The sequence below is a fragment of the Stenotrophomonas sp. CASM101 genome (genome assembly GCF_049384845.1).
Lineage (GTDB): Bacteria > Pseudomonadota > Gammaproteobacteria > Xanthomonadales > Xanthomonadaceae > Stenotrophomonas > Stenotrophomonas hibiscicola.
In genome coordinates this window covers 657059-680163 of record NZ_JBMRFR010000001.1, presented here as the reverse complement: position 1 = coordinate 680163, position 23105 = coordinate 657059, and the positions used below count along the sequence as shown (strand labels likewise).

The 23105-nt window shown below is 67.3% G+C and carries 23 protein-coding genes and 1 pseudogene; 14 read left to right on the top strand and 10 right to left on the bottom strand.

Features of this window, described 5'->3' with window-relative positions; all coding sequences use genetic code 11:
• The first annotated feature begins 45 nt into the window (after positions 1 to 45).
• On the top strand, positions 46 to 1563 hold the full coding sequence (locus tag VG543_RS03320; protein WP_423177722.1) for an MFS transporter: 1518 nt from the start codon (positions 46 to 48) through the stop codon (positions 1561 to 1563).
• 279 nt (positions 1564 to 1842) lie between these two features.
• Here the strand turns inward: VG543_RS03320 and VG543_RS03315 are convergent, their stop codons facing one another.
• Positions 1843 to 2247 (bottom strand): GFA family protein, encoded by a 405-nt coding sequence (locus VG543_RS03315; RefSeq protein ID WP_014646209.1) that lies wholly within the window; start codon positions 2245 to 2247, stop codon positions 1843 to 1845.
• 171 nt (positions 2248 to 2418) lie between these two features.
• Between VG543_RS03315 and VG543_RS03310 the strand changes: the two genes are divergently transcribed.
• Entirely contained in the window at positions 2419 to 3393 is a 975-nt protein-coding gene (locus tag VG543_RS03310) for a DUF4105 domain-containing protein (protein WP_423177797.1), read from the top strand.
• Complete coding sequence (locus VG543_RS03305; protein ID WP_171952384.1) at positions 3393 to 5414, top strand: alpha/beta hydrolase; 2022 nt, start codon at positions 3393 to 3395, stop codon at positions 5412 to 5414. Before VG543_RS03310 ends, VG543_RS03305 begins: the two co-directional genes overlap by 1 nt.
• Before the next feature lie 87 nt (positions 5415 to 5501).
• Here the strand turns inward: VG543_RS03305 and VG543_RS03300 are convergent, their stop codons facing one another.
• A complete protein-coding gene (locus VG543_RS03300; protein WP_423177721.1) occupies positions 5502 to 6923 on the bottom strand; it encodes an MFS transporter in 1422 nt (473 codons plus the stop codon).
• Between the two features lie 29 nt (positions 6924 to 6952).
• On the opposite strand from VG543_RS03300, the gene soxR reads away from it, so the two are divergent.
• Positions 6953 to 7387 (top strand): redox-sensitive transcriptional activator SoxR, encoded by a 435-nt coding sequence (soxR, locus tag VG543_RS03295; protein ID WP_111103413.1) that lies wholly within the window; start codon positions 6953 to 6955, stop codon positions 7385 to 7387.
• 84 nt (positions 7388 to 7471) lie between these two features.
• Here the strand turns inward: soxR and VG543_RS03290 are convergent.
• Positions 7472 to 8101, bottom strand: a pseudogene (locus VG543_RS03290) (short chain dehydrogenase); the annotation flags it as partial.
• A 71-nt stretch (positions 8102 to 8172) separates the two neighbouring features.
• On the opposite strand from VG543_RS03290, the gene VG543_RS03285 reads away from it, so the two are divergent.
• Positions 8173 to 9048, top strand: a complete 876-nt coding sequence (locus tag VG543_RS03285) for a LysR family transcriptional regulator (RefSeq protein WP_423177719.1) — start codon at positions 8173 to 8175, stop codon at positions 9046 to 9048.
• 59 nt (positions 9049 to 9107) lie between these two features.
• Here VG543_RS03285 and proC read toward each other — a convergent pair whose 3' ends face one another.
• Entirely contained in the window at positions 9108 to 9929 is an 822-nt protein-coding gene (gene proC, locus VG543_RS03280) for a pyrroline-5-carboxylate reductase (RefSeq protein ID WP_423177717.1), read from the bottom strand.
• 18 nt (positions 9930 to 9947) lie between these two features.
• On the bottom strand, positions 9948 to 10625 hold the full coding sequence (locus tag VG543_RS03275; protein ID WP_423177716.1) for a YggS family pyridoxal phosphate-dependent enzyme: 678 nt from the start codon (positions 10623 to 10625) through the stop codon (positions 9948 to 9950).
• A gap of 87 nt (positions 10626 to 10712) precedes the next feature.
• On the opposite strand from VG543_RS03275, the gene VG543_RS03270 reads away from it, so the two are divergent.
• The 3 genes from VG543_RS03270 (at position 10713) to VG543_RS03260 (ending at position 14124) form a co-directional block, all read left to right on the top strand.
• Positions 10713 to 11750, top strand: coding sequence for a type IV pilus twitching motility protein PilT (locus VG543_RS03270; RefSeq protein WP_006422551.1), 1038 nt, complete (start codon positions 10713 to 10715; stop codon positions 11748 to 11750).
• Positions 11751 to 11849: 99 nt separating this feature from the next.
• On the top strand, positions 11850 to 12992 hold the full coding sequence (locus VG543_RS03265; protein WP_019659468.1) for a PilT/PilU family type 4a pilus ATPase: 1143 nt from the start codon (positions 11850 to 11852) through the stop codon (positions 12990 to 12992).
• Between the two features lie 148 nt (positions 12993 to 13140).
• A complete protein-coding gene (locus VG543_RS03260) occupies positions 13141 to 14124 on the top strand; it encodes an aldo/keto reductase (protein WP_019659467.1) in 984 nt (327 codons plus the stop codon).
• A gap of 62 nt (positions 14125 to 14186) precedes the next feature.
• Here VG543_RS03260 and VG543_RS03255 read toward each other — a convergent pair whose 3' ends face one another.
• On the bottom strand, positions 14187 to 15083 hold the full coding sequence (locus VG543_RS03255; RefSeq protein WP_111098567.1) for a LysR family transcriptional regulator: 897 nt from the start codon (positions 15081 to 15083) through the stop codon (positions 14187 to 14189).
• Positions 15084 to 15608: 525 nt separating this feature from the next.
• Between VG543_RS03255 and VG543_RS03250 the strand changes: the two genes are divergently transcribed.
• Together VG543_RS03250 and VG543_RS03245 are read left to right on the top strand one after the other, a co-directional pair.
• Positions 15609 to 15773, top strand: a complete 165-nt coding sequence (locus tag VG543_RS03250; protein WP_312546100.1) for a DUF4287 domain-containing protein — start codon at positions 15609 to 15611, stop codon at positions 15771 to 15773.
• Between the two features lie 111 nt (positions 15774 to 15884).
• Positions 15885 to 16592 (top strand): YitT family protein, encoded by a 708-nt coding sequence (locus VG543_RS03245; RefSeq protein WP_005415543.1) that lies wholly within the window; start codon positions 15885 to 15887, stop codon positions 16590 to 16592.
• Between the two features lie 60 nt (positions 16593 to 16652).
• Here the strand turns inward: VG543_RS03245 and VG543_RS03240 are convergent, their stop codons facing one another.
• Positions 16653 to 17198: a DNA-3-methyladenine glycosylase I gene (locus VG543_RS03240; RefSeq protein WP_423177713.1), complete on the bottom strand. Its 546-nt coding sequence runs from the start codon at positions 17196 to 17198 to the stop codon at positions 16653 to 16655.
• The gene (locus VG543_RS03235) at positions 17195 to 19006 is read right to left on the bottom strand and encodes a DUF4153 domain-containing protein (protein ID WP_423177712.1); all 1812 of its coding nucleotides are present in this window, start codon (positions 19004 to 19006) and stop codon (positions 17195 to 17197) included. Before VG543_RS03235 ends, VG543_RS03240 begins: the two co-directional genes overlap by 4 nt.
• Before the next feature lie 91 nt (positions 19007 to 19097).
• Between VG543_RS03235 and VG543_RS03230 the strand changes: the two genes are divergently transcribed.
• From VG543_RS03230 to VG543_RS03215, 4 genes are all read left to right on the top strand, one after another.
• Positions 19098 to 19664 carry a YqgE/AlgH family protein gene (locus VG543_RS03230; protein WP_021202596.1) on the top strand — a complete coding sequence of 189 codons (567 nt, stop codon included), beginning with the start codon at positions 19098 to 19100 and terminating at the stop codon, positions 19662 to 19664.
• Positions 19657 to 20151, top strand: coding sequence for a Holliday junction resolvase RuvX (gene ruvX, locus VG543_RS03225; protein WP_005408378.1), 495 nt, complete (start codon positions 19657 to 19659; stop codon positions 20149 to 20151). The genes VG543_RS03230 and ruvX overlap by 8 nt, the downstream gene beginning before the upstream one ends.
• 16 nt (positions 20152 to 20167) lie before the next feature.
• A complete protein-coding gene (locus VG543_RS03220; protein ID WP_423177710.1) occupies positions 20168 to 21118 on the top strand; it encodes an aspartate carbamoyltransferase catalytic subunit in 951 nt (316 codons plus the stop codon).
• Between the two features lie 196 nt (positions 21119 to 21314).
• Complete coding sequence (locus VG543_RS03215; RefSeq protein WP_423177708.1) at positions 21315 to 21806, top strand: REP-associated tyrosine transposase; 492 nt, start codon at positions 21315 to 21317, stop codon at positions 21804 to 21806.
• A gap of 153 nt (positions 21807 to 21959) precedes the next feature.
• Here VG543_RS03215 and VG543_RS03210 read toward each other — a convergent pair whose 3' ends face one another.
• Together VG543_RS03210 and VG543_RS03205 are read right to left on the bottom strand one after the other, a co-directional pair.
• The gene (locus tag VG543_RS03210) at positions 21960 to 22757 is read right to left on the bottom strand and encodes a prolyl oligopeptidase family serine peptidase (RefSeq protein ID WP_111103434.1); all 798 of its coding nucleotides are present in this window, start codon (positions 22755 to 22757) and stop codon (positions 21960 to 21962) included.
• A 70-nt stretch (positions 22758 to 22827) separates the two neighbouring features.
• Positions 22828 to 23094, bottom strand: a complete 267-nt coding sequence (locus VG543_RS03205) for a hypothetical protein (protein WP_019659457.1) — start codon at positions 23092 to 23094, stop codon at positions 22828 to 22830.
• Between the last annotated feature and the right edge of the window lie 11 nt (positions 23095 to 23105).

The window sequence follows — 23105 nt, the reverse complement described above, 5'->3', positions numbered from 1 at the left end:
TAGCGGCCTGTCCATCATCAATGCCCCTGATGGATGGAGGCCCGCATGGCCCCGGATTCGATGCTCCCTGTACCTGTCCGCGCGCAGCAGCGCTGGGCGCTGCTTGCGGTCTGCCTGGCCGCGCTGGCGTTGCCGTTGTCCTTCTCTGCCGGTGCAGTCGCGGTGCCGGCGCTGGCCCGTTCCGCGGCGGCATCGCCCACCGCGCTGGCCTGGGTGACCAACGCCTTCATGCTCACCTTCGGCAGTCTGTTGCTCGCTGCGGGCGGCTTGGCCGATCGATATGGCCGTCGGCGGCTGTTCCTGCTGGGCACGGCGGGCTTCACCACCGCCACCGCCGCCGTCTGCCTTGCTCGCACGCTGCTATGGCTGGATCTGGCGCGCGGGTTGCAGGGCGTTGCCGCGGCGGCGGCGCTGGCATCCGGCACGGCGCTGCTGGCACAGGCCTGGCAGGGGCCGGCGCGTGCCCGTGTCTTCGCCCTGCTGGGCACCACGTTCGGCATGGGGCTGGCGTTGGGGCCCCTGCTCGCGGGCCTGCTGCTGCAGACATTGGGATGGCGCAGCGTGTTCGCCGCGGGCGGTGTGCTCACGTTGGTGGCCTTCGGCCTGGGGGCACGCGCGTTGCCTGAAAGTCATGGCGAGCGCCGACCACTGGATATCGGCGGCATGCTGAGTTTCAGCCTGACGCTGGCGGCGTTGACCCTGGCGCTGCTGTGGTCGGGCGAGTTCGGCCTGCATGCCGCGCGCGTGCAGCTGGCGCTGCTGGCGACGCTGCTGTTGGGCGGGGTGTTCGTCTTCATCGAACGGCGGCACCCCTCACCGTTGCTGGACCTCTCGCTGTTCTCGCAACCGGCGTTCCTCGGTGTCCAGCTGCTGCCGGTCGCAACCTGCTTCGGCTATGTGGTGCTGCTGGTGGTGCTGCCTCTGCAGCTGCTGGGTGTGCACGGACAGAGCGCGACCCTGGTGGGGCTGCAGATGCTGGCCCTGTCCGCGCCGATGCTGGTGCTGCCGATGCTGGCCGCGCGCTGGGCGGAGCGCGTTGGAAGTGCGCGGCTGTGCACGCTGGGCCTGCTGGTCTGTGCCTCTGGTCTGTACCTGTTGTCGCGCCACGCATCGCATCCGTCGCCGTCGCAGTGGGTGCCGTTGCTGATGCTGATCGGCGCAGGAACGGCCTTGCCGTGGGGCCTGATGGATGGGCTGTCGGTCAGCGTGGTGCCGGTACAGCGTGCGGGCATGGCCGCTGGCATCTTCGGAACCGTGCGGGTGGCCGGTGAAGGCATCGCATTGGCCGCAGTCACTGCCTTGCTTGCGCTGCTGATCGGCCATCAGCTGCAGGGCGCGTCGCCGGCATCGCTGGCGCGTGCCGGTGCCTATCTGGCCACGGGGGCGCGGGAACAGGCGCAGGCACTGCTTCCGGCGATGAGCCGCATGCAGCTGCAGCACGCCAGTAGTGAGGCGCTGGCAACACTGCTGCGTGTACTGGCGCTGCTGACCGCCGCCTGTGCCGCCGTGTTGCGCCTGTTGTTGCGGAAAAGGACAGGTGCCTTGGTCGGGAACATGGTGTAGCAGGCTCATCGCCGCCTCCGCCGTCATCCCGTTGTCGTGTCCCGCTCACGTCGCCTATGCCCACCCGGGCCTAGTCTTGATCGTCCCCGTCCCCCCACGGAGACCTGCCATGTGGCTGCTCGACCATCTCTGGCCCGGCCGTCGACCCCTTCCTCCCCCGGTCGAGGACGCGCCACAGGCACCGTCACGCCGGCCCTGGCTGAAACGCCCGGCGCGGGCGGGGCGCAGCGGCATGGCGCCCTGGCAGAAGATCGCCACGCCGCCGCGGCGCACGCGCCACTAGCCGGTGCGGTCTGACGGGTGGTTGACCCCGTCGCTGACCGGAATAACCCCCAGCGCGAACGGATCAATGCCCTCCAGGCAGGCCACGTTGTAGCCGTACTGGTCGGGGTTGGAGCGGCGCCGGTGATGGGTGTAGATGCCGCACACCCCGCAGAAGTAGTGCTCGGCCACATGGGTGTTGAACTGGTACTTCTGCAGGTGATGCTGCCCGCGCACCACCTGCAGGCCCTGGCGGGGGACGCTGGCGGCGATGGCACCCCGGCGCCGGCACATCGAGCAGTCGCAGCGGCGGGGATCGACGATGCCGTCCGGCAGGTCCAGCAGCAGTTCGACCGTGCCACAGTGGCAGGTTGCGCGGTGCTGGGGTTGGACCGGAACGCCGGCCACGGAAGTGATGCCCATCGTTGCTCCTGTGAAGTGAACCTGGCCGCATGGACCGCCGCAGACGGTGCGCCGGCGTGCCTGAACAGGCCGTAGATGCCACGGTGAACCCGCTTGTGGCTAACTATGCGGCTTCGGGACCGCGACAGGATGCCAGTGAAAGCCGCAGGACGTTGGATGACAGGAAGTGCCATGGCGCTGGCAGCGTTGTGGGTGACCGGGCTGCTGGCCTATCAGGTGCCGGGGCCGGGCTGGCTGGCCAATGGCATTGCGGCGCTGTGGCTGCTGGTTGCGCTGTGGGCGTCGTGGCACGTCGCGCGTGGCCGTGGCCATCGTCGCCTGGGCATGGCGTTCGGGGCATCGCTGGCGCTGGCCGGCCTGTGGTGGCTGCTGCTGACCCCGCGCCAGGACCGCGTCTGGGCCGATGACGTGGCCCAGCGCCTGCATGTGGTCTCCTTCGATGGCCGCCACGTGGTGCTCGACAACGTACGTGACTTCAGATGGCGGACCGAAACCGACTACGACGCCCGTTGGGTGCGCCGCGCGTACGACCTGGACCAGTTGCGCTCGGCCGACCTGGTGCTGTCGTACTGGATGGGCCCGGCCATCGCCCACACCCTGATCTCGTTTGGCTTCGAGGATGGGCGCCACGTGGTGTTCTCGCTGGAGATCCGCAAGGAACGCGGCGAATCGTTCTCGGCGCTGGGCGGCTTCTTCCGCAAATTCGAGATGACCCTGGTGGCCGCGGAGGAGACCGACATCATCCGCACCCGCACCAATGCGCGTGGCGAGGATGTCTACCTGTACCGCCTGCACGGCATGGACCGTGCGCAGCTGAAGGAGCTGTTCGCCGCGTACATCGCGCAGGCGCGCGAACTGGATGCGAAGCCGGGCTTCTACAACACACTCACCAGCAACTGCACCACGATCGTCTTCGATCTGGCCCGCCAGATCGCGCCGCGCCTGCCGCTGGACTACCGCCTGTTGCTGTCCGGCTACCTGGCCGAGTACGCACAGGAGGTCGGTGCACTGACCCCGGGTGTGCCGTACGCCGAGCTGCACGACAAGGGCCGCATCACCCAGCGTGCGTTGGACCTGGGCAGCGGCGAACACTTCTCCACCGTGATCCGCCAGGGCGTACCTGGCACCGAGCAGGACCCGCAGTAATGACTCGACTCCTCCTGATCCGCTGGCAGCGTGCGCTGCCGGTGTTGTTCGCCGCCTTCCTGCTGCTGGGCAGCAGTGGCTGCGCGATGGTCACCGTCAAGCAGGTCAAGTCCAGCGATTCGCTGGTCAACAAGCGTGCCGACGTGCTCAATACCGGCAAGCTCAGCCCCGCTGCGCGCGAGACGCTCAGCGCGGCAGGCCTGGACGAATCGCAGTGCGAGAAGGACTTCCTGGTCTGCCGCAGCACGCTGCTGATGACCGACGATCTCAATGTCGAGCAGCGGCTGTCGGCGCTGTCCGAACTGTGGGTGAAGGCCGCGCTGGCGCTGACGCCGAAGAAGACCGCAGCCGGTGATCCGCCGATGAGCGACGCAGCGCTGGACGCCTGGCTGGAAGCCGCGCGCTACGCCTATGCCTACCTGTTCTACAGCGGCCGCTCACCATCGGATCGCGCCTTCGAAGACCGGCAGACACAGGTGCGTGACTACTACAACTACGCGGCCGAGAAGGCGGCGGTGGTGCTGTTCGTCCGCGCGCGCGCCGCTGCGTTGGCGGGCGAGGACTACACGAAGCCGATCTCGGTCGGCAGCTGGTCGCTGGCTTCCAACTACCAGCAGCTGAACCTGAAGAGCATTCCCGCGCAGCTGGTGCCAGCCGGCACGGTCAGCTTCGTCGGGCTGCGCAGTACTTATCGCCGTGATGGCTTCGGTGCCGAACTGGTGATGGTGATGGACCCGCCGAAGCTGGTCGCACCGGTGATCGCACCCGAGGGCGCCAAGGCTGAGGCGCCGCAGGAGGATGAGGACGACGCACGCCGTGGCCGCCGTCATCGCCACGACGATTCGGTGCCCGAGTTCAGTGAGATGTCCTCGATCAACGTCACCGCACTGCTGCGCTTCGAAGGCAGCAACCTGGACGATGTGATGCGCACGCGCCGGGTCGAGCTGGACGCTTATTCGCCCGAAGCGACCGAGCGCATCACCCTGCATGGCGAGCAGGTGCCGCTGGCCGGCAACTTCACCGCCGCCTATGGCCTGTGGTTGGCGCAGAGCGGTTTCGCCCGGCAATCACTGCGCACCCTGTTCGGCATGAGCGAGGGCATCGGCGAACCGCACATCTACCTGATGCAGCCGTGGGACCCGAACCGCCGCATCATCTTCATGCTGCACGGCCTGGCCAGCAGCCCGGAAGCCTGGGTGAACCTGGCCAACGAGATCATGGGCGACCCCGAGCTGCGCCAGCAGTTCCAGGTGTGGCAGGTCTACTACCCGACCAACGCGCCGATCGCGCTGAACCGCTACGAGATCGCCAACGCGTTCAATGACACGCTCAAGCACTTCGACCCCAACGGCAGCACGCGCGCATCGAAGGACATGGTCTATATCGGCCACAGCATGGGCGGCGTGCTGGCGCGGCTGCTGGTGAGCGATTCGGGTGATGTGCTGTGGGATGACCTGCTGGCCAACTATGACCTGAAGGGCGAGCGGCTGAAGCGGGTGCAGGCCAAGCTGGGGCCACTGCTGCATTTCAAGGCGCAGCCGAACGTGGAACGCGCGATCTTCATCGCCGCGCCGCACCAGGGCACGGATATCGCCGGCAACAGGGTCGGGCGGCTGATCGGTCGCCTGGTACGCCTGCCGCTGACCATTCTCGGCAAATTCGAGGACGTGTTCATGGCGCTGGCACAGGCCGAGCAGCAGGTCGACGGCACGGCCAAGCCGAAGATTCCCAACAGCATCGACAACCTCAAGGCCAGCGATCCATTCGTGAAGGCCGCAGCGCAGCTGCCGATCGAAGCGGGACTGAAGTACCACTCGATCATCGCCCAGCGCAAGCCGGAGCTGCCGGTGGAAAAGTCCGATGATGGACTGGTGCCGTACTGGAGTGCGCACCTGCCGGGTGCACAGTCGGAGAAGGTCATCATTTCCGGCCACAGCGTGCAGGAGACCCCGCAGGCAGTGCTGGAAGTGCGGCGCATCCTGCACCGGGACATCGATGACGTAGGCACGGGGACCCGGTAGTGCCGGCCGCTGGCCGGCACCATCATGGGATTCCCGCGTGCGCGGAGGTTGCCGGCCAGCGGCCGGCACTACCGAAACCCGGCGGCGCTACACCCGTCGCGCGATCACCGCGGCCAGCACCGCCAAGCCGAAGGTGATCGCCAGGCACAGCAGGTAGCCGGTGTGCGGCGCGCTTTCCACGAACAGCGCGAACAACGCACCGGAGACTGCCAATGCGGTCGTCACCGACAGGGCCTCGCTCAGCTGCAGGGCCGACGTGTTCGCACCCTGCTCATGCGCTGCTGACAGCGAAAGCGTGAGTACCGAGAGGCTGGCGTAGATCATGCCCATGCCGAAACCGGTGACCGTCCAGCCCACCAGGGCCACCGGCAATGGCACTGCATTGAACAACACCGCAAGCGTTGCGGCGATACCGAGCGTCATCATCGCCGTGCCGACGCGCAGCAGCTGCTGGCGTGACCAGCCGCGCTGCTGGTGACCCTGCAGCCAGGAGCCGGCGAACCAACCGAGTGCGCCGAGGCTGAGCACCGCGCCGGCCCAGCTGGGCGGGAGCCCGCGTTCGCGCTGCAGCAGCAGCGGCAGGTAGGCTTCGCAGGCGAAGAATGCGGCAGCGGCGATGCCGCGCAGTGCGATCACGCTGGGCAGGCCCCTGCGCAGGATCAGCGTTCCGGCCGGCAGCAGGCGATGCACGCATAGCAGCAGCGCCAGCATCGCCACGCCGATGCAGAGCAGGGCGGTCGGACCGTGCTGCTGGCCGCCGAAGTACAGCAGCAGCGCCGCCAGCGATGCACCACTGGCCCAACGTACGACGTTGCCGCGCCCCTCGTCGTTGTTGCTGTCGGCGGAGGGCTGCATGCGCGCCAGCGCAGGCCGCAGCAACAGGGCAGCAGGGACTGCCAGCAGCGGCACCGCCAGGAACACCCAGCGCCAGCCGAGATGCTGGACGATCAGGCCGCTCAGCGCCGGGCCGACCATGGAGGGCACCACCCAGCCCGCCGAGAATGCCGCGAACACCTTCGGCCGCAGGTGCTCGGGGTAGCTGCGGCCGACCATCACGTACAGCGAGACCGAAATCGCGCCCGCGCCCAGGCCCTGCATCAGGCGCCCGGCCACCAGCATGCCCATGCGCGTCGCAAAGCCGGCCAGCAGCAGGCCCAGCACGAAGCAGCCCAGGCCGTACCAGAGTGGCCGCGCGGGGCCGTGGCGATCGGCCCAGCACCCGGCCAGGGTCATGCCGATCACACTGGTGGCCAGGGTGCCGCCAAAGGCCAGCGCGTACAGGCGCAGTCCATCGAGTGCTTCGGCCACGGTGGGCATCGCGGCCGCGACGGCCAGTGCTTCGAAGGCGTGCAGCGCGATCAGTGCGACCATGCCGATGGTCGTGGCGCGGTAGCGCGCGGACAGGATCGAGCTGTCAGCCGGCAGGTGGGTGTCGGCGGGAGAGAGGGTCGGGTTCATACGGGTCAGGTGCAGGCCGCGCTTGTCAACGGGCGGCGAAGATAGCAGCATGCCACCTCAACTGTAGTTGAGGTCAAGCAATGGCATCCCAGGAACTCAGCGTTGGCGAGGTCTCCCAGCGCAGTGGCGTGGCCGTTTCCGCACTGCATTTCTACGAGCGCAAGGGGCTGATCAGCAGCCTGCGCACCTCGGGCAACCAACGGCGTTACACCCGGGACGTGCTGCGCCGGTTGGCGGTGATCCGCGTGGCGCAGCGGGTGGGCATGCCGCTGGAAGCAGTCGGCCGTGCCTTCGAAAGCCTGCCTGACGGCCGCGCACCAACCAAAGCGGATTGGGCCAGGTTGTCCGCGCGCTGGCGCACCGAGCTGGAAGAGCGCATCCACATGCTGCAGCTGCTGCGCGACGAACTGACCGGCTGCATCGGTTGTGGCTGCCTGTCGCTGCAGCATTGCCGCCTGGCCAATCCCGGCGACGTCCTCGGCGAACGCGGCGACGGCCCGATGCGCTGGGAGTGAGCGACAAAAAGGGAACGCGCTCCCGGTAGCGCCGGGCCATGCCCGGCGGACGAAAACGACTTAATCCCCTCCGTCCCCATTTTCTTACCAGACCGTGATGGTTTCGCCGCTCTGGATGCCTTCCACCGCGCGCTGGAAGGCCAGTGCCGCGCGCTGTGCGCTTACCGCCTCGAAGCCCGGGAAGTAGGGGCCGTAGGCGGCCATCGATTCGATCAGCACGTTCGGGCTGACCACGTTGATGCGCAGGCCGCGCGGCAGCAGCTCCAGTGCGGCTGCGCGCACGAAGCCTTCCAGTGCGGCATTCACCGAGGTGGCGTTGACGCCGTCGCGGATCGGTTGTGCGCTGACGATGCCGCTGGTCAGGGTGATCGAGCCGCCGCTGTTGAGATGGTGCTGCGCGGCCAGTGCCAGCCTCACCTGGCCCAGCAGTTTGTCCTGCAGGCCGAGGTTGAACTGCGCCGGCGTCATCTGCTGCAGCGGACCGAAGTGCAGCTTGCCGGCGGTGGAAATCACCGCATCGACCGGGCCGGTACGTGCGAACAGTTCGGCGACGCTGGCGTCATCGGTCAGGTCCACGCGCAGTTCGCCGCTGCTGCGGCCGGCGGCGAGAATCTGATGCTGTTGGCCGAGCTGGCGGGCGACTGCCTGGCCGAGGGTGCCGCTGGCACCGACGAGGAGGATCTTCATGGCGGTTCCTTGCGTGAGGGTGTGAGCGCAGTCTGCGCCGTCACATTGGGGTTAGGTAAGCGGCGTATGATTTGCAGATTCCTAACTTTGGATTAGCAATGGATACCCTTCGCTGCATGCAGGCCTTCGTCGCCGTGGCCGAGCGCGGCAGCTTTGCCGGGGCCGCCGAACAGCTGCAGGTGTCGGCGGTGATGGTGGGCAAGTATATCCAGCAGCTGGAGGCGCATCTGGGCACCGCGCTGCTGCAACGGAACACCCGCCGCCAGCGCCTGACCGAAGCCGGCAGCGCCTATCTGGCCGGATGCCGGCAGGTGCTGGAGCAGGTGCAGCAGGCCGAGGCCGATGTGGCCGGTCTGCAGGTACAGCCACGTGGCCTGCTGCGGGTCAGTGCGCCGACCACCTGGGGCAGCTGCGTGCTGGCGCCGCAGCTGGCCGGCCTGCTGCGCGCACAGCCGCAGTTGAATATCGAGCTGGACCTGAGCAACCGCCGCGTGGATCTGATCGAGGATGGTTTCGATGTGGCGATCCGGGTCGGGCCACTGCCATCGCAGGAACTGGTGGCGCGGCCGCTGCCGCCGTATGCGATGAGCCTGTGTGCGTCACCGTCGTACCTGCGCCGGCGCGGCACGCCGCGTACGCCCGCCGATCTGGCAGGGCATGACTGCCTGAGCCATCTGGCCTGGCGCGGTGGCCACGGCTGGCAGCTGGCCAACGGTGAACAGGTGGACTGGGAAGCGCGCCTGACCTGCAACGATGGTTTCGCGTTGCGCGAAGCTGCCGTTGCAGGAGCGGGTCTGGTGCTGCAACCGACGGCGCTGCTGGCTGGCGAAATTGCTGCCGGGCGCCTGAAGCCGCTGCTGCGCGACTACCTGCCCGAGGCGCGGCCGATGCACCTGATCTACCTGCCCGACCGCAGGCCACGCCCGCGGTTGCAGTGCTTCGTGGATTTCGTCATGACCACGTTGGGGCGATGAGCATCCACGCCATGCGTGGATGATGGTAGGTGCCGACCGTTGGTCGGCACACATCGGGATCAATCATTCGCCGCAGACAATTCCTGCCCGCGCACCTGCGCGGCGCGCAGCGCCGTGTCCACCAGCGCCTCGAAGCCACCGGCCTGGAAGCTCTCGATCGCGGCCTGGGTGGTTCCGTTCGGCGAGGTCACGCGGCGGCGAAGCTCGGCCGGGCTCTCACCGGCTTCATCAAGCATGCGCGAGGCACCCAGCAGGGTCTGCACCACCAGCGTGCGCGCGGCGTCGGCTGGCAGGCCCTGGGCAATACCCGCCGCTTCCATCGCTTCGGCCAGCAGGAACACATAGGCCGGGCCACTGCCGGATACGGCAGTCACTGAATCCATCAGCGCCTCGCTGTCGATCCACACGGTGCGGCCTGCGCTGGCCAGCACCTTCTCGGCCTGTGCGTGCTGCTGCGTGTCCACCGACGGTGTGGCGAACAGGCCGGTCACACCTGCGCCGAGCAGGGCAGGGGTGTTCGGCATCGCGCGCACCACTGCCTGGTCGCCTCCCAGCCAACGCTGCAGCTGCGCACTGGTGATGCCGGCGGCAATCGACACCACCAACGGCTGGTTTGCCTGGGCCAGCGCCTGCAGCGACTGGCAGACCTCACGCAGCACCTGCGGCTTCACCGCCAGCAGCCAGGTGCTGCCCTGCGCAGCGGCATCAATCGCGTTGTCATGCACCTGCACACCGAAGTCGGCGGCCAGCGCCTGGCGCAGTGCGGCCAGCGGTTCGGCGACGTGGATGTGCGCGGCGGGTGTGCCCTGGCGGATCAGGCCGGCGATCAGGCTGCGCGCCATGTTGCCGCCGCCGATGAAAGTGATGGAATCAACTGCCATGGAAAGCTCCTTGGAAAGTCAGGCTGGGCGCGGGCGCGCGCCGAACAGGGCGGTGCCGATGCGCACCAGGGTGGCGCCCTCGGCGATGGCTTCGGCGTAGTCGCTGCTCATGCCCATCGACAGCGTGTCGACCTGCGCGTGCTGGGCGGCCAGCGACTGGAAAAGTGTGCGCATGCGCACGAATGCATCCCGACGACGCTCGGCTTCGGGCCATGGCGCGGGAATCGCCATCAGCCCGCGCAGGCGCAGGGCAGGCTCGGCGGCAATTGCCGCAGCCAATGCATCCACGTCTTCCGGTGCACAGCCGTGCTTGCTGGATTCATCGTCGATGTTGACCTGGATCAGCACATTCAGCGGGCCGCGTGCGGCCGGGCGATGGCGCGCCAGCGCCGTTACCAGCTTGGGCCGGTCCACGCTCTGCACCCAGTCGAAGTGGGTGGCCACGGCATCGGCCTTGTTCGACTGCAGGTGGCCGATCAGGTGCCACTCCAGCGCCAGGTGCTGCAGCGCCTGCATCTTTGCCAGCGCTTCCTGCACATAGTTTTCGCCGAAGGCCTGCTGGCCCTGTGCGGCCAGCGCAGCCACGGCCTCGGCCGGTTGGGTCTTGGACACGGCCAGCAGGCGCGGCTCGGGCCGGCCGGCCGCCTCGGCGGCGGCATGCAGGTTGCTCAGGATCTGGGGCAGGGGAGTGGCCACGTAACGCGTTCCATTGAATCAGGAGGCTATACTGCCGCCCGGGGAAAGATCCTTCCAGTCGAAGCCGTTATTGGGGAGTAGCCGCTCATGGATATCGCCGAACTGCTGGCGTTTTCCGTCAAGAACAAAGCGTCCGACCTGCACCTGTCCGCAGGCCTGCCGCCGATGATCCGCGTGGACGGCGACGTTCGCCGGATCAACATCCCGGCCCTGGACCACAAGCAGGTCCATGCGCTGGTGTACGACATCATGTCCGACAAGCAGCGCCGCGATTACGAGGAATTCCTCGAAGTGGACTTCTCCTTCGAGATCCCGTCGCTGGCGCGCTTCCGTGTGAACGCGTTCAACCAGAACCGCGGCGCCGGTGCGGTGTTCCGTACCATTCCGTCCGAGGTGCTCACCCTCGAGGACCTGGCCTGCCCGCCGCTGTTCCGTGAAGTGATCCAGCAGCCGCAGGGCCTGATCCTGGTGACCGGCCCGACCGGCTCGGGCAAGTCGACCACGCTGGCGGCGATGATCGACTACATCAACAAGAACGAATACGGCCACATCCTCACCGTCGAGGATCCGATCGAATTCGTGCACACCTCGCAGAAGTGCCTGATCAACCAGCGCGAAGTGCACCGCGACACGCATGGCTTCAATGAAGCGTTGCGCTCGGCACTGCGCGAGGACCCGGACATCATCCTGGTCGGCGAACTCCGCGACCTGGAAACCATCCGCCTGGCACTGACCGCTGCGGAGACCGGCCACCTGGTGTTCGGCACCCTGCACACCAGCTCGGCGGCCAAGACCATCGACCGCATCATCGACGTGTTCCCGGCCGGCGAAAAGCCGATGGTGCGCTCGATGCTGTCCGAGTCGCTGCGTGCGGTGATCTCGCAGGCGCTGCTGAAGAAGGTCGGCGGTGGCCGCACCGCAGCGTGGGAAATCATGGTCGGCACGCCGGCCATCCGCAACCTGATCCGCGAGGACAAGGTGGCGCAGATGTACTCGGCCATCCAGACCGGCCAGCAGTACGGCATGATGACCCTGGACCAGCACCTGCAGGACCTGGTCAAGCGCAGCCTGATCACCCGCAACCAGGCCCGCGACTACGCCAAGGACAAGCGCCTGTTCGAGTAAGGCAGGGCAGCCACGGGCGGCGCGTGCAATGGCGCGGCCGCTCCGTGTTGTTTCCTCCACCGACCGTTACCTGGTAAACCGCTTTTCCGGGAGCCTGCCGTGAACACCACCGCGACCACCATCGATTTCACTTCGTTCCTCAAGCTGATGGCGCACCAGCGCGCCTCGGACCTGTTCATCACTGCGGGCATGCCGCCGGCGATGAAGGTCAACGGCAAGATCTCGCCGATCACGCAGACCCCGCTCACGCCGCAGCAGAGCCGCGACCTGGTGCTCAACGTGATGACCCCTGCGCAGCGCGAGGAGTTCGAGAAGACGCATGAATGCAACTTCGCCATCGGCCTGTCCGGTGTCGGCCGCTTCCGCGTCAGCTGCTTCTACCAGCGCAACCAGGTCGGCATGGTGCTGCGTCGCATCGAGACGCGCATTCCGACCGTGGAAGAGCTGAGCCTGCCGCCGATCATCAAGACGCTGGCGATGACCAAGCGCGGCATCATCCTGTTCGTTGGTGCCACCGGTACCGGCAAATCGACATCGCTGGCGGCGATGATCGGCTACCGCAACCAGAACTCGACCGGCCACATCATCACCATCGAAGATCCGATCGAGTTCGTGCACAAGCACGAGGGCTGCATCATCACCCAGCGCGAGGTCGGCATCGATACCGACAGCTGGGAAGCGGCCCTGAAGAACACCCTGCGCCAGGCGCCGGACGTGATCATGATCGGCGAGGTGCGTACCCGCGAAGGCATGGATCACGCCATCGCGTTCGCCGAAACCGGCCACCTGGTGCTAGCCACGCTGCATGCCAACAATGCCAACCAGGCGATGGATCGCATCATCAACTTCTTCCCGGAAGACCGCCGCAACCAGCTGCTGATGGACCTGTCGCTGAACCTCAAGGGCGTGGTCGCGCAGCAGCTGGTGCCGTCGCCCGACGGCCGCTCGCGAAAGGTGGCGATGGAGATCCTGCTGGGCACGCCGCTGGTGCAGGACTACATCCGCGACGGCGAGATCCACAAGCTGAAGGAAGTGATGAAGGACTCGGTCCAGCTGGGCATGAAGACCTTCGACCAGAGCCTGTTCGAGCTGTACCAGGCCGGCGAGATCAGCTACGAGGACGCACTGCGCTACGCCGACTCGCAGAACGAAGTGCGCCTGCGCATCAAGCTCAGCCAGGGCGGCGACGCGCGCACGCTGTCGCAGGGCCTGGATGGGGTGGAGATCTCCGAGATCCGGTGACCTGGCGATGTGTAGAGTCGACTGACAGTCGACTCTACCGGGCGCGCGGGCGATTGATGAATTCCAGTCATGACCGACTGCCGTCCAGTCGGTTCAATCCATCGCCGATGCAGGCGTATCGTCAGCGTTCCCCCTCTGGAGTACGACGATGCAGACACGTGAACTCGGCCGCAGCGGCCTGAAGGTTTCCGCCCTGGGCCTGGGTTGCATGGGCCTGACCCATGCCTACGGCCAGCCGGTCGAACCGAGCCAGGGCATCGCCCTGCTGCACGCTGCCGTCGAGCGCGGCGTGACCTTCTTCGATACCGCCGAAGTGTACGGCCCGTACACCAACGAAGACCTGCTCGGCCAGGCCTTGGCGCCCTACCGCGACAGGCTGGTGATCGCCACGAAGTTTGGTTTCAGGGACGCGCGCACCGATGCCGGTCTGGACAGCCGCCCGGAGAACATCCGCGCCGTGGCTGAAGCCAGCCTCAAGCGCCTGCGTACCGACCATATCGATCTGTTCTACCAGCACCGCGTCGACCCGAACGTGCCGATCGAGGATGTGGCCGGCACCGTGCGCGACCTGATCGCCGAGGGCAAGGTCGGCCACTTCGGCCTGTCCGAGGCCAGTGCTGCCACCGTGCGTCGCGCGCATGCGGTGCAGCCGGTGGCTGCGGTGCAGAGCGAGTACTCGCTGTGGTGGCGCGAACCGGAGCGTGAACTGCTGCCGACGCTGCAGGAGCTGGGCATCGGCTTCGTGCCGTTCAGCCCGCTGGGCCGCGGCTTCCTGACCGGTGCGATCAACGCCGACACCACCTTCGACGCCAACGATTTCCGCAACAGCGTGCCGCGTTTCGAAGTGGAAGCGCGTCGCGCCAACCAGGCGCTGGTGGATCGCATCAGCACGATCGCGGCGGCGCGGGGTGCGACCCCGGCGCAGGTGGCGCTGGCCTGGCTGCTGGCACAGGCGCCGTGGATCGTGCCGATCCCAGGCACCACCAAGGTCCATCGTCTGGAGGAAAACCTGGGCGCGGCCGACCTGCAGCTGGCACCGGAGGAGCTGCAACGCATCGCACAGGCGCTGGACGAAGTGTCGATCGTCGGCGAGCGCTACAACGCGCAGCGCGCCGCCCAGGCCAAGGGCTGATCAACAGCTGGGTGCGGACCGTTGGTGGTGGGTGCGGACCGTTGGTCCGCACTCCTTGATCCTCACCCCATCGGCCCACGCAGCGCATCAAGCACCGTCCGCATCGCCACGGTCACGTGGCGGCGCGAGGGGTAGTACGCGTAATAGCCATCGAAGTGCGGGCACCAGTCGTCCAGCACCGAAAGCAGGCGGCCATCGTCCAGCATCGGCTGTACCTGGTCCTCCGGCAGCCAGGCCAACCCGCTGCCTGCCAGCGCGGCGGCGCGGGTCATGCCCATGCTGTTGAAGATCCACTGGCCGCTCACACGCACGCTCAGTTCATTGCCGTCCTGGCCGAAATCCCACGGCATCAGCCCGCCATGCGTGGGCAGGCGCAGGGTGACGCAGTTGTGCCCGGCCAAGTCGTCCGGGTGCCGCGGCACCAGGTGCTGGCGGAAGTAGCTGGGCGCCCCGACCACGCGCATGCGCAGCGGCGGGCTGATCGGTACGGCGATCATGTCGCGCGCCAGCCGCTCGCCCAGGCGGATGCCGATGTCGTAGCGCTCGGCCACGATGTCGGCCAACCCGTAGTCGGCCGCCAGTTCCACCTTCAAATCCGGATACTGCTGCAGCAGCGGCGCCAGCCTGGGCCAGGCGATGTACTCGGCGGCGTGGCCGGTGGCATTGATGCGGATGGTGCCGGCCGGGCGTTCACGGTACTCGGCCAGCGCGGCCAGCCCATCCTCGATCTCGGCCAGGCGCGGGGCCAGCGTTTCCAGCAGGCGGGCGCCGGCTTCGGTGGTGGACACGCTGCGGGTGGTGCGGGTCAGCAGGCGCACGCCCAGGCGCTGCTCCAGTCCGCGCATGGCATGGCTGAGCGCGGACTGGGACACGCCCAGCTGGGCGGCAGCCTTGGTGAAGCTGCCCTCGCGGGCAACGTGGACGAAGGCCTGCAGGTCGTTGAGGTTTTCGCGGGGCATGAGGGGATGATACGGCCGGGCTGCGCCCGGCACCTGCCGAATCAACGGCAACGTCAAAAGCTGGCTTCCCGTGGGAGGCGGGGTGGCTCAGGTTGCGGGGGACGGCGCAAGTCCCCCTCCGGGGCCCTGCCCAGCCGCTGGCGGCTGTGCGTTCGGGCGCTTGCGAAGCAGTGCTTCGCAAGCAAAGCGCCCTCACCCATGTAGCCTCGGTCGCGCTTGCTCGTGTGCGCTGTCCTGCGCACACGGCAAGACCGGGGTTGGGCGTCCTGCCCAACCCGTCCGAGGCATGCCTCGGGCCCATGGCGCTCACGCCCCCGCAACCTGAGCCACCCCGCCTTCGACAATTTCCCGCGAGCTGTTGGAACGGCATTCTGCTTTGGTGGGTGCCGACCGTTGGTCGGCGCTGGGTCGGGCGTGTGGGTGTGTCGATTTCTGCGTCCGTGGTTCGTCGAATGAATGACTTCAACGGGAGCTGCACACGAGCACTGACACCAAGCCGCAAGCCCGGCCTCGTATTTCCCCTCCATCGAGAAGACCTATGGGCAGCCGGTCGCCCACTGGTTCGGGCTGCTGGCCGGGAAGAAGGGCCTGAAACACATGGAACTGGTCAGCTTCCTGGAAAGTGAGCATGGACTGGGCCACGGACATGCCAACGCACTGGTGGCGCACCATCTGGCCGGCAAGGGGTGACCGGCGGCTGGCGGAGGGCAGGCTGGGGCGCATTCAGCTGAACGATTTCATCTGCAACTGTCATGCAGATCGTGTCTAATACCGCTCCCCACCTGCTGTTCCCCCACCCGCATGTCCCTTCCTTCCCATGGCCCCGCGCCGTGCGACGACGCTGACGGCCACCTGGTCACCGCCGGTCCGCTGACCCCGCCGCCCGACAGCGCCGGCACCACCGCCGACGACAAAGCGCTGCGTCATTCGATCGCCGAGGACGTGCAAGGCATGGTGCTGGCCACGATGGTGGCCTCGCTGGGCTTGGCCATCTTCGCCAAGGGCGGGCTGATGATCGGCGGCATGGCGGGCATGGCGTTCCTGCTGCACTACGCGATGGGCTGGAACTTCGGCCTGGTGTTCGTGCTGGTCAACCTGCCGTTCTACTGGGTGGCGCTGCGGCGCATGGGTTGGGAATTCACCCTGAAGACCTTCGCTGCGGTCACCGCCTGTGGCGTGTTGACCGACCTGCTGCCGCGCTGGATCGACTTCTCGCACATCAACCCGCTGTATTCGGCGATCGTCGGTGGCGCGTTGTCTGGCCTGGGCATCCTGTTCTTCATCCGTCACCGTGCCAGCCTCGGCGGCATCGGCATCCTGGCGGTGTACCTGCAGCGCACCCGTGGCTGGAGCGCGGGCAAGGTGCAGATGTCCTACGACGCCTGCCTGATGGTGGCCGCGTTCTTCGTGCTGTCGCCTTCCAAGGTGCTGTACTCGGCCATCGGCGCGGTGGTGCTCAGCCTGGTGCTGATGTTCAACCACCGCCCCGGCCGCTACATGGGCGTGTGACCGTTCAACGGGGTTGCCGGCCAGCGGCCGGCACTACCGGCATCCACGCGCGGAGATCCATCAGCGGGCGGCGGCCTGCAGCCACGGCGGTGACAGCATCAGCAGCCGCGCATGCACCGGGCAATCCTCGGCGTGCGCACCGGGCAGGTAGCCCAGGCTCATCAGGAATTCGCCGGTGATCTCGCCGCCGGTGAAGCGGAACGTCTTCTTGAACAGCTTCACCCAGTCGGCCTTGTTGCGTGGGTGGTGCGCATCCAGCCACGCCGCGAAGCTGCCATGGCTGGCCCGCAGCTGCTGGATCACCTGCGCGTTGTGGATCGCCGCCAGCACCTTCAGGCGGTTGCGGATGATGCCCGGGTCCGACAGCAGGCGCGCGATGTCCTGCTCGGCGTAGGCCGCCACGCGGTCCACATCGAAGCCGTCATAGGCTGCGCGGAAGCCCTCGCGCTTCTTCAGGATCGTTTCCCAGCTCAAACCGGCCTGGTTGATTTCCAGTACCAATCGCTCGAACAGTTCACGCTCGTCCCGCTGCGGGAAGCCGTACTCGTTGGCGTGGTAGTAGTCGTGCACCGGATGGCCGGGGGCAATCAGGCAGTAACCGCTCATGGGGAAGGCTCGTTGGATTCGGATTCGGATTCGGATTCGGGTTCGGGTTCGGGATCGATGGCCACTGCAGGGTGCCCGCCGATGGACAGCATCGGCCAGCGCGGTGGCACGAGCGTGAGTTTGCCGTTACGCAGGGCCTGGTTGATCGCCTCGGCCGGCCCGCTGACGGTGCCGAACAGCGCACCGGCCCGGCGCCACTGGGAATCGCTGCCACGTGCGTACAGCACGCAGTCCGGTCCACGGTGGGTGTACAGCTCGCACAGCAGCACTTCGCCGGTACCATCACCGTCCAGGTCGCGATGCACGATCAGGCAGTCGCGCTCGCTCTGTGCGCAGGATTCGCCATCGATCGATCGGGTGGCCAGAGCTTTCCACCAGTCGTCCGGTGGCGAGCTGGATCCGGCGGCCAGCTTCAGCGCGCGCCGCAGGGCGGCGACGTCCTGCGGCCCCTTGTCGAGGCGGTGGCCGTCGTCCCAGCGGGAGGTACGCGCCAGTGCTGCCGCGACCACCTGTGGCGCGTTGGCATCGGCGATGATGGCCGGATGGCGCTGCAGTTCGCGCAGCGCCTGCACGCCACGGCGCCCCAGATCGAAGCGCAGCACGTTGACGTCGCTGCTGGTGATCGCCGGCGGGTCCGCGCGCAGGCGCTCCAGCTGGCTGGACAGGGTCAGCCGCACCGGGTCCAGCAGGGGCGAGTTGCCCAGCAGGGCCAGTGCGAGCACCACCCAGCACATCCAGCGGTTGACCGGTTCCAGCGCCTGCAGCCAGCGGCCCTGGCGACGCAGTACCGCCAGCGCATAGCCCAGGGCATAGCCGGCCACGGCCAGCGCGATCAGCAGTGCCCAGAACCGGTCCACTGTCCACCCGTACTGCACCACGCGCAGGCCCAGCGCATACAGCGCCAGCGCGGCGTAGACCGGCAGCGCCAGCAGGCTGGCCTCGACCAGACGGCGCAGCACGAGAGGGTACGGCGGGGAGTCTTCCCCCTGCTGGTAGACCGCATTGGTGAACGTCACCAGCAGCAGTGACACCACCACCAGCAGGCTGGCGGCCGAACGGGTCTTCCACAGTGGTTCCAGCCCGGCAAGCGGCAGGCTCAGCACGAACAACACGGCGATGAACGAGAGCAGTGGCAGCAGCCCGCGGCAGATCGCGAACAGCACCTGGCGGGTGATCTGGATCGCCCGATGCTGGGTGCGCCCGATCAGCACGCCAAACCCGGCCAGGCTGCCGGTGGCCAGTGCGATGAAAGCATCCTGGCGGAACAGATCGCGGAAGAAGGTGACCTCCAGCAGCTGGAACAGCGCCGCCCACAGCCACAGCAGCAGCCAGGTCAGCCCGGTGAACAGCGCCGCCAGGGCCAGGGTCAAGCCGTTCTGCCAGGCGCGCTCGAACAGCTCGGGGTAGCTGGCGCGCCACTGACCGTGCTGCAGCTGGAACTGCCACCAGGGCAGGGCCACGAACACCGCCACGCCCATGCCCAGGGTCAACGGAAACTGCAGCGCGCCCGATTCCAGTGCGGCCTCGCCATTGAGGTTCCAGCCGATCCAGGCGGCCAGTGCCAGCACCACCACCGAGCCGAGCGCCGCCTGCAGCCACAGGCGGCGTTGGCCCAGCTCGACCAGGCTCAGCGCCACCGCGCTGGGAATGGCCAGCACCCAGGCGTACCAGCAGTAGCGCCAGCCGATATCGCGGAACGGCCACGCATCGGACAATTCCTGCGCGGCATACAGCATCAGACCCTGCAGCAGGGCGATCAGGACGATGGCGCTGCGTGCCGGCAGGGTCAGGGGCGATGAAGACTGCATCGATGACCTTCCATGGCAAAGCACCATCCTAGCCCATCGCGGTTCGGCGCCATCGCGCGACCATCCCGCCCCCAGCAGGTAGAATGGACCCATGCCTGTAATGCCGACCTCCCTTGCCGATCACCTGCTCGTCGCGCTGCCGTCGCTGCTCGACGCGACCTTTGCCCGCAGCGTCGCGCTGATCTGCCAGCACGACGAGAACGGGGCGATGGGCGTACTGGTCAACCAGCCTTCCGAATACACGCTGGGTGAAGTGCTTGCGCAGATGGACATCACCACCGGTGATGGCGAGCTGCAGGCGCGCATGGTGCTCAATGGCGGTCCGGTGCATCCCGAACGCGGCTTCGTCATCCACGACGACGCGCGCGCGTGGGATTCCAGCCTGACCGTGGGCGACGGCCTGTACCTGACCACCTCGCGCGACATCCTCGAAGCGATGGCGCGTGGCGAAGGCCCGGCCAATGCGGTGGTCACCCTCGGCTGTGCCGGTTGGGGCGCAGGGCAGCTGGAAAGCGAGCTGTCCGAGAACAGCTGGCTGACCGTGCCGGCCGATGCCGAGCTGGTGTTCCAGCTGCCGCTGGAGCAGCGCTGGCAGGGGGCGGCTGCGCGCATCGGCGTGGACCTGTTCCGGCTGACCGACTACAGCGGCCATGTCTGAGCCCATCACGCCCGCACCGGATTCTGCTGCCCCGGCGATCCGTCGTGACGGCACGGTCCTGGGTTTTGATGTCGGCTCGCGGCGGATCGGCGTGGCCATCGGCAGTGCTTTCGCCGCCCATGCGCGCGCGGTGGCCGTGGTCGATGTGCACGGCAACGGCCCGGACTGGACCGCGATCGAGCGCCTGCTCAAGGAATGGAAGCCCGACGGCCTGGTGGTCGGCGATCCGCTTACGCTGGACGGCCAGGACCAGCCCAACCGCAAGCGCGCGCAGGGCTTCGCCCGCCAGCTGCGGGAACGTTTCAAGCTGCCCGTGGTGATGATCGACGAGCGTTCCAGCTCGGTCGAGGCCGCACGCCGCTTCGCCGTCGAGCGCGCCGAAGGACGCAAGCGTCGCCGCGATGCGGCCGCCCTCGATGCTGTGGCCGCGGCGGTGATCATCGACCGCTGGCTGTCGTCCCCCGACGACGCCACCCCCATTCCCTGACTGCACGACTCCCGCCATGACTGCCCAGCAAATCGATGCCTCCGGACGCCTGCGCCACCTGCTGACCCTGGAGGGCCTGCCGCGCGAAACACTGCTGCAGTTGCTGGACCGGGCAGGGCAGATCCGTGACGCCGCAGTCGGCCGTGTCGGCAACAAGCGCCACGTGCTGGCCGGTTCTGCGGTGTGCACGCTGTTCTTCGAACCGTCCACGCGCACCCGCAGCTCGTTCCAGCTGGCCGCGCAGCGCCTGGGCGCCGATGTGCTGAACTTCGACGCGTCGACCTCGTCCACGCGCAAGGGCGAAACGGCCTGCGACACGTTGCGCAACCTGGAAGCAATGGGCGTGCGCGGCTTCGTGGTGCGTCACCCCGATGACGGCGCCGTGGCCGCGCTGGCCGAGGCGGCGGGCGAGGGCACCGCACTGATCAACGCCGGCGACGGCCGCAGCGCGCACCCAACCCAGGGCCTGCTGGACATGCTGACCCTGCGCCAGGCCAAGGGCCCGGATTTCTCGAAGCTGAAGGTGGTGATCGTCGGCGACGTGAAGCACTCGCGCGTGGCGCGCACCGACCTGCATGCGCTGCGCACGCTGGGGGTGGGCGAGATCCGCGTGTGCGGCCCGCAGTCACTGCTGCCGGACGACGAGACCCTGAAGGGCTGCGTGGTCGGCGATGATTTCGATGCGATGCTGGAAGGCGCCGACGCGCTGATGATGCTGCGCCTGCAGCGCGAGCGCATGGAAGAAGGCCTGGTGCCGTCGCTGGAGCAGTACCACGCCCAGTACGGCCTGACCCGCGAGCGCCTGGTGCGTGCCGGCAAGGACGCTGCGGTACTGCACCCGGGGCCGATCAACCGCGGCGTGGAAGTGACCGACGACGTGGCCGATGGCCCGCAATCGTGGGTGCTGCGCCAGGTCGCCAACGGCGTCGCCGTGCGCATGGCCGTGCTGGAAACCCTGCTGGGCTGACCACTTTGGTGGGTGCCGACCGTTGGTCGGCACGGTTGATCTGTCCTCATCCGACCCGGTGGGTGCCGACCGTTGGTCGGCACTGAACCATCAGTGCGGTGAAGTGCGGGCCTGGCCATTGAATGGTTCCGGGCCTACCTGTACTGACGTGGTTGCCCGATAGAAGAGGGATACCGGCAGGCGCACGCTTGGGCCCATGAACCGCGCACGCCTACGCCTTGGCCGTCATTCCCGGATCGGGCAATCCTACATCCTGACCACCGTCACCCAGGAACGTCGACGCTACTTCGATGATGCCACTGCGGCACAGGAGGTGATGGATGTGTTCCGTCGCATTGATGATGATGGCCTGACGCACTCACTTGCCTATGTGGTCATGCCGGACCACATCCATTGGCTTGTTGAGATCCGTGCGTTCTCGCTGGACTACATCATGCAACGCTTCAAATCGAGCAGTGCATTGCGGATCAACCGCATGCTGGGTAAGACAGGACCATTTTGGCAATCGAGCTATCACGATCACGCCATGCGTTCTGAAGAATCACTGTTTCGCCATGCGATGTACATCGTCGCCAACCCGGTCAGGGCGAACTTGGCGAGCTGCGTGGGAGAGTATCCGTATGCCTGGTGCCGATGGGAGATCGATGGGAGGTGCCAAGCAATGGATTACCCCGAAGCGGAGAGATAGTGCCGACCAACGGTCGGCACCCACCAATACCCGAGCCGACCAACGGTCGGCACCCACCAATACCCAAGCCGACCAACGGTTGGCATCCACCAATACCCAAGCCGACCAACGGTTGGCATCCACCCACAGATGTTTCCCAGCAGAAACTATGGCTCAGCGCTTCTGCGCGAACATCCATTCCCACATCGCCGGGTCGGCGTAGGTGGCGTCCCAGGCATTGTGGTTGCCTTCCGGGTATTCGGTGTAGCGCACGTCACGCGCGTTGGCGTTCTGGAATGCGGCGTGCAGCCGGCGGTCGTCATCCGGCGGCACCACGTCATCCAGCGCGCCATGGAAGATCCAGATCGGCGTCTGCCGCAGGCGCTGGGCAATGGCCGCATACGGGTCGGTTTCACCGGCCACCTGTTCGACGAACAGGGTCGGACGTACCGCGCGCGGGGCCAGCACCGCGCCGCACACCGGCACGATCGCAGCAAATCGGTGCGGGTTGTCCAAGGCGATATTCCAGCTGCCGTAGCCACCCATCGACATGCCGGTCAGGTATTGCCGCGCCGGATCGGCACCGAACTCGGCGATCGCTGCATCCAGCGCGGCCAGGGCCACACGGTTGTTGCGCCCGCTCCATTCCCCGCGTCCCGGCGCCTGCGGAAATACGGCCAACGCAGGGAAATCGGCGGCCTGCTCGCGCAGGTACGGTCCCAGCCCCGCGTGGGTCTGCTTCACGCCATCGGCGCCGCGCTCGCCCGAACCGTGCAGGAACAGCACGACCGGCAGTGAGCCCGGTGTACGCGCCGATGCGGCCGGAATGAATACCTGGTAGTAGGCCGTCTCGCCATCCACCTTCACGGCGCGGGCTTCGAAGCGACCCCGCGCGCCATCCGGCAGCGACGTGCAGCCGCTCATCAACAGAAGGGCCAGCAGTGGCAGCCAGCGCGACAGCAAACGGACCATGAGGTTTCCCGAAGTGGCGAGATCGCCTGCATCGTAGTCCGCTGTCGCCAGCGCGGCATCGTGCGCCGCGTCACTGCGGGCGCGGGAAGCTGGCAATGATGTCCAGTTGTTCCTGCGCTTCGGCATTGCCTGCCGCCGCCGCAGCCTGCACCTGCGCCATATCCGGGTGCAGGACCACCAGCAGCGGGTTCTCGCAGACCGGGCAGTCATACTCGGTGGCGTCCTCGTCCAGTTCCATCTCCATGGCGCGCGAGCTGCCCTTCCACTCGCAGGCCGGGCAGGTGTGCTGCTGGTCGCGCCAGCCGGGCTGGAAATAGTTTTCGATCGTTGTTGCCATGGGTGTTCCGG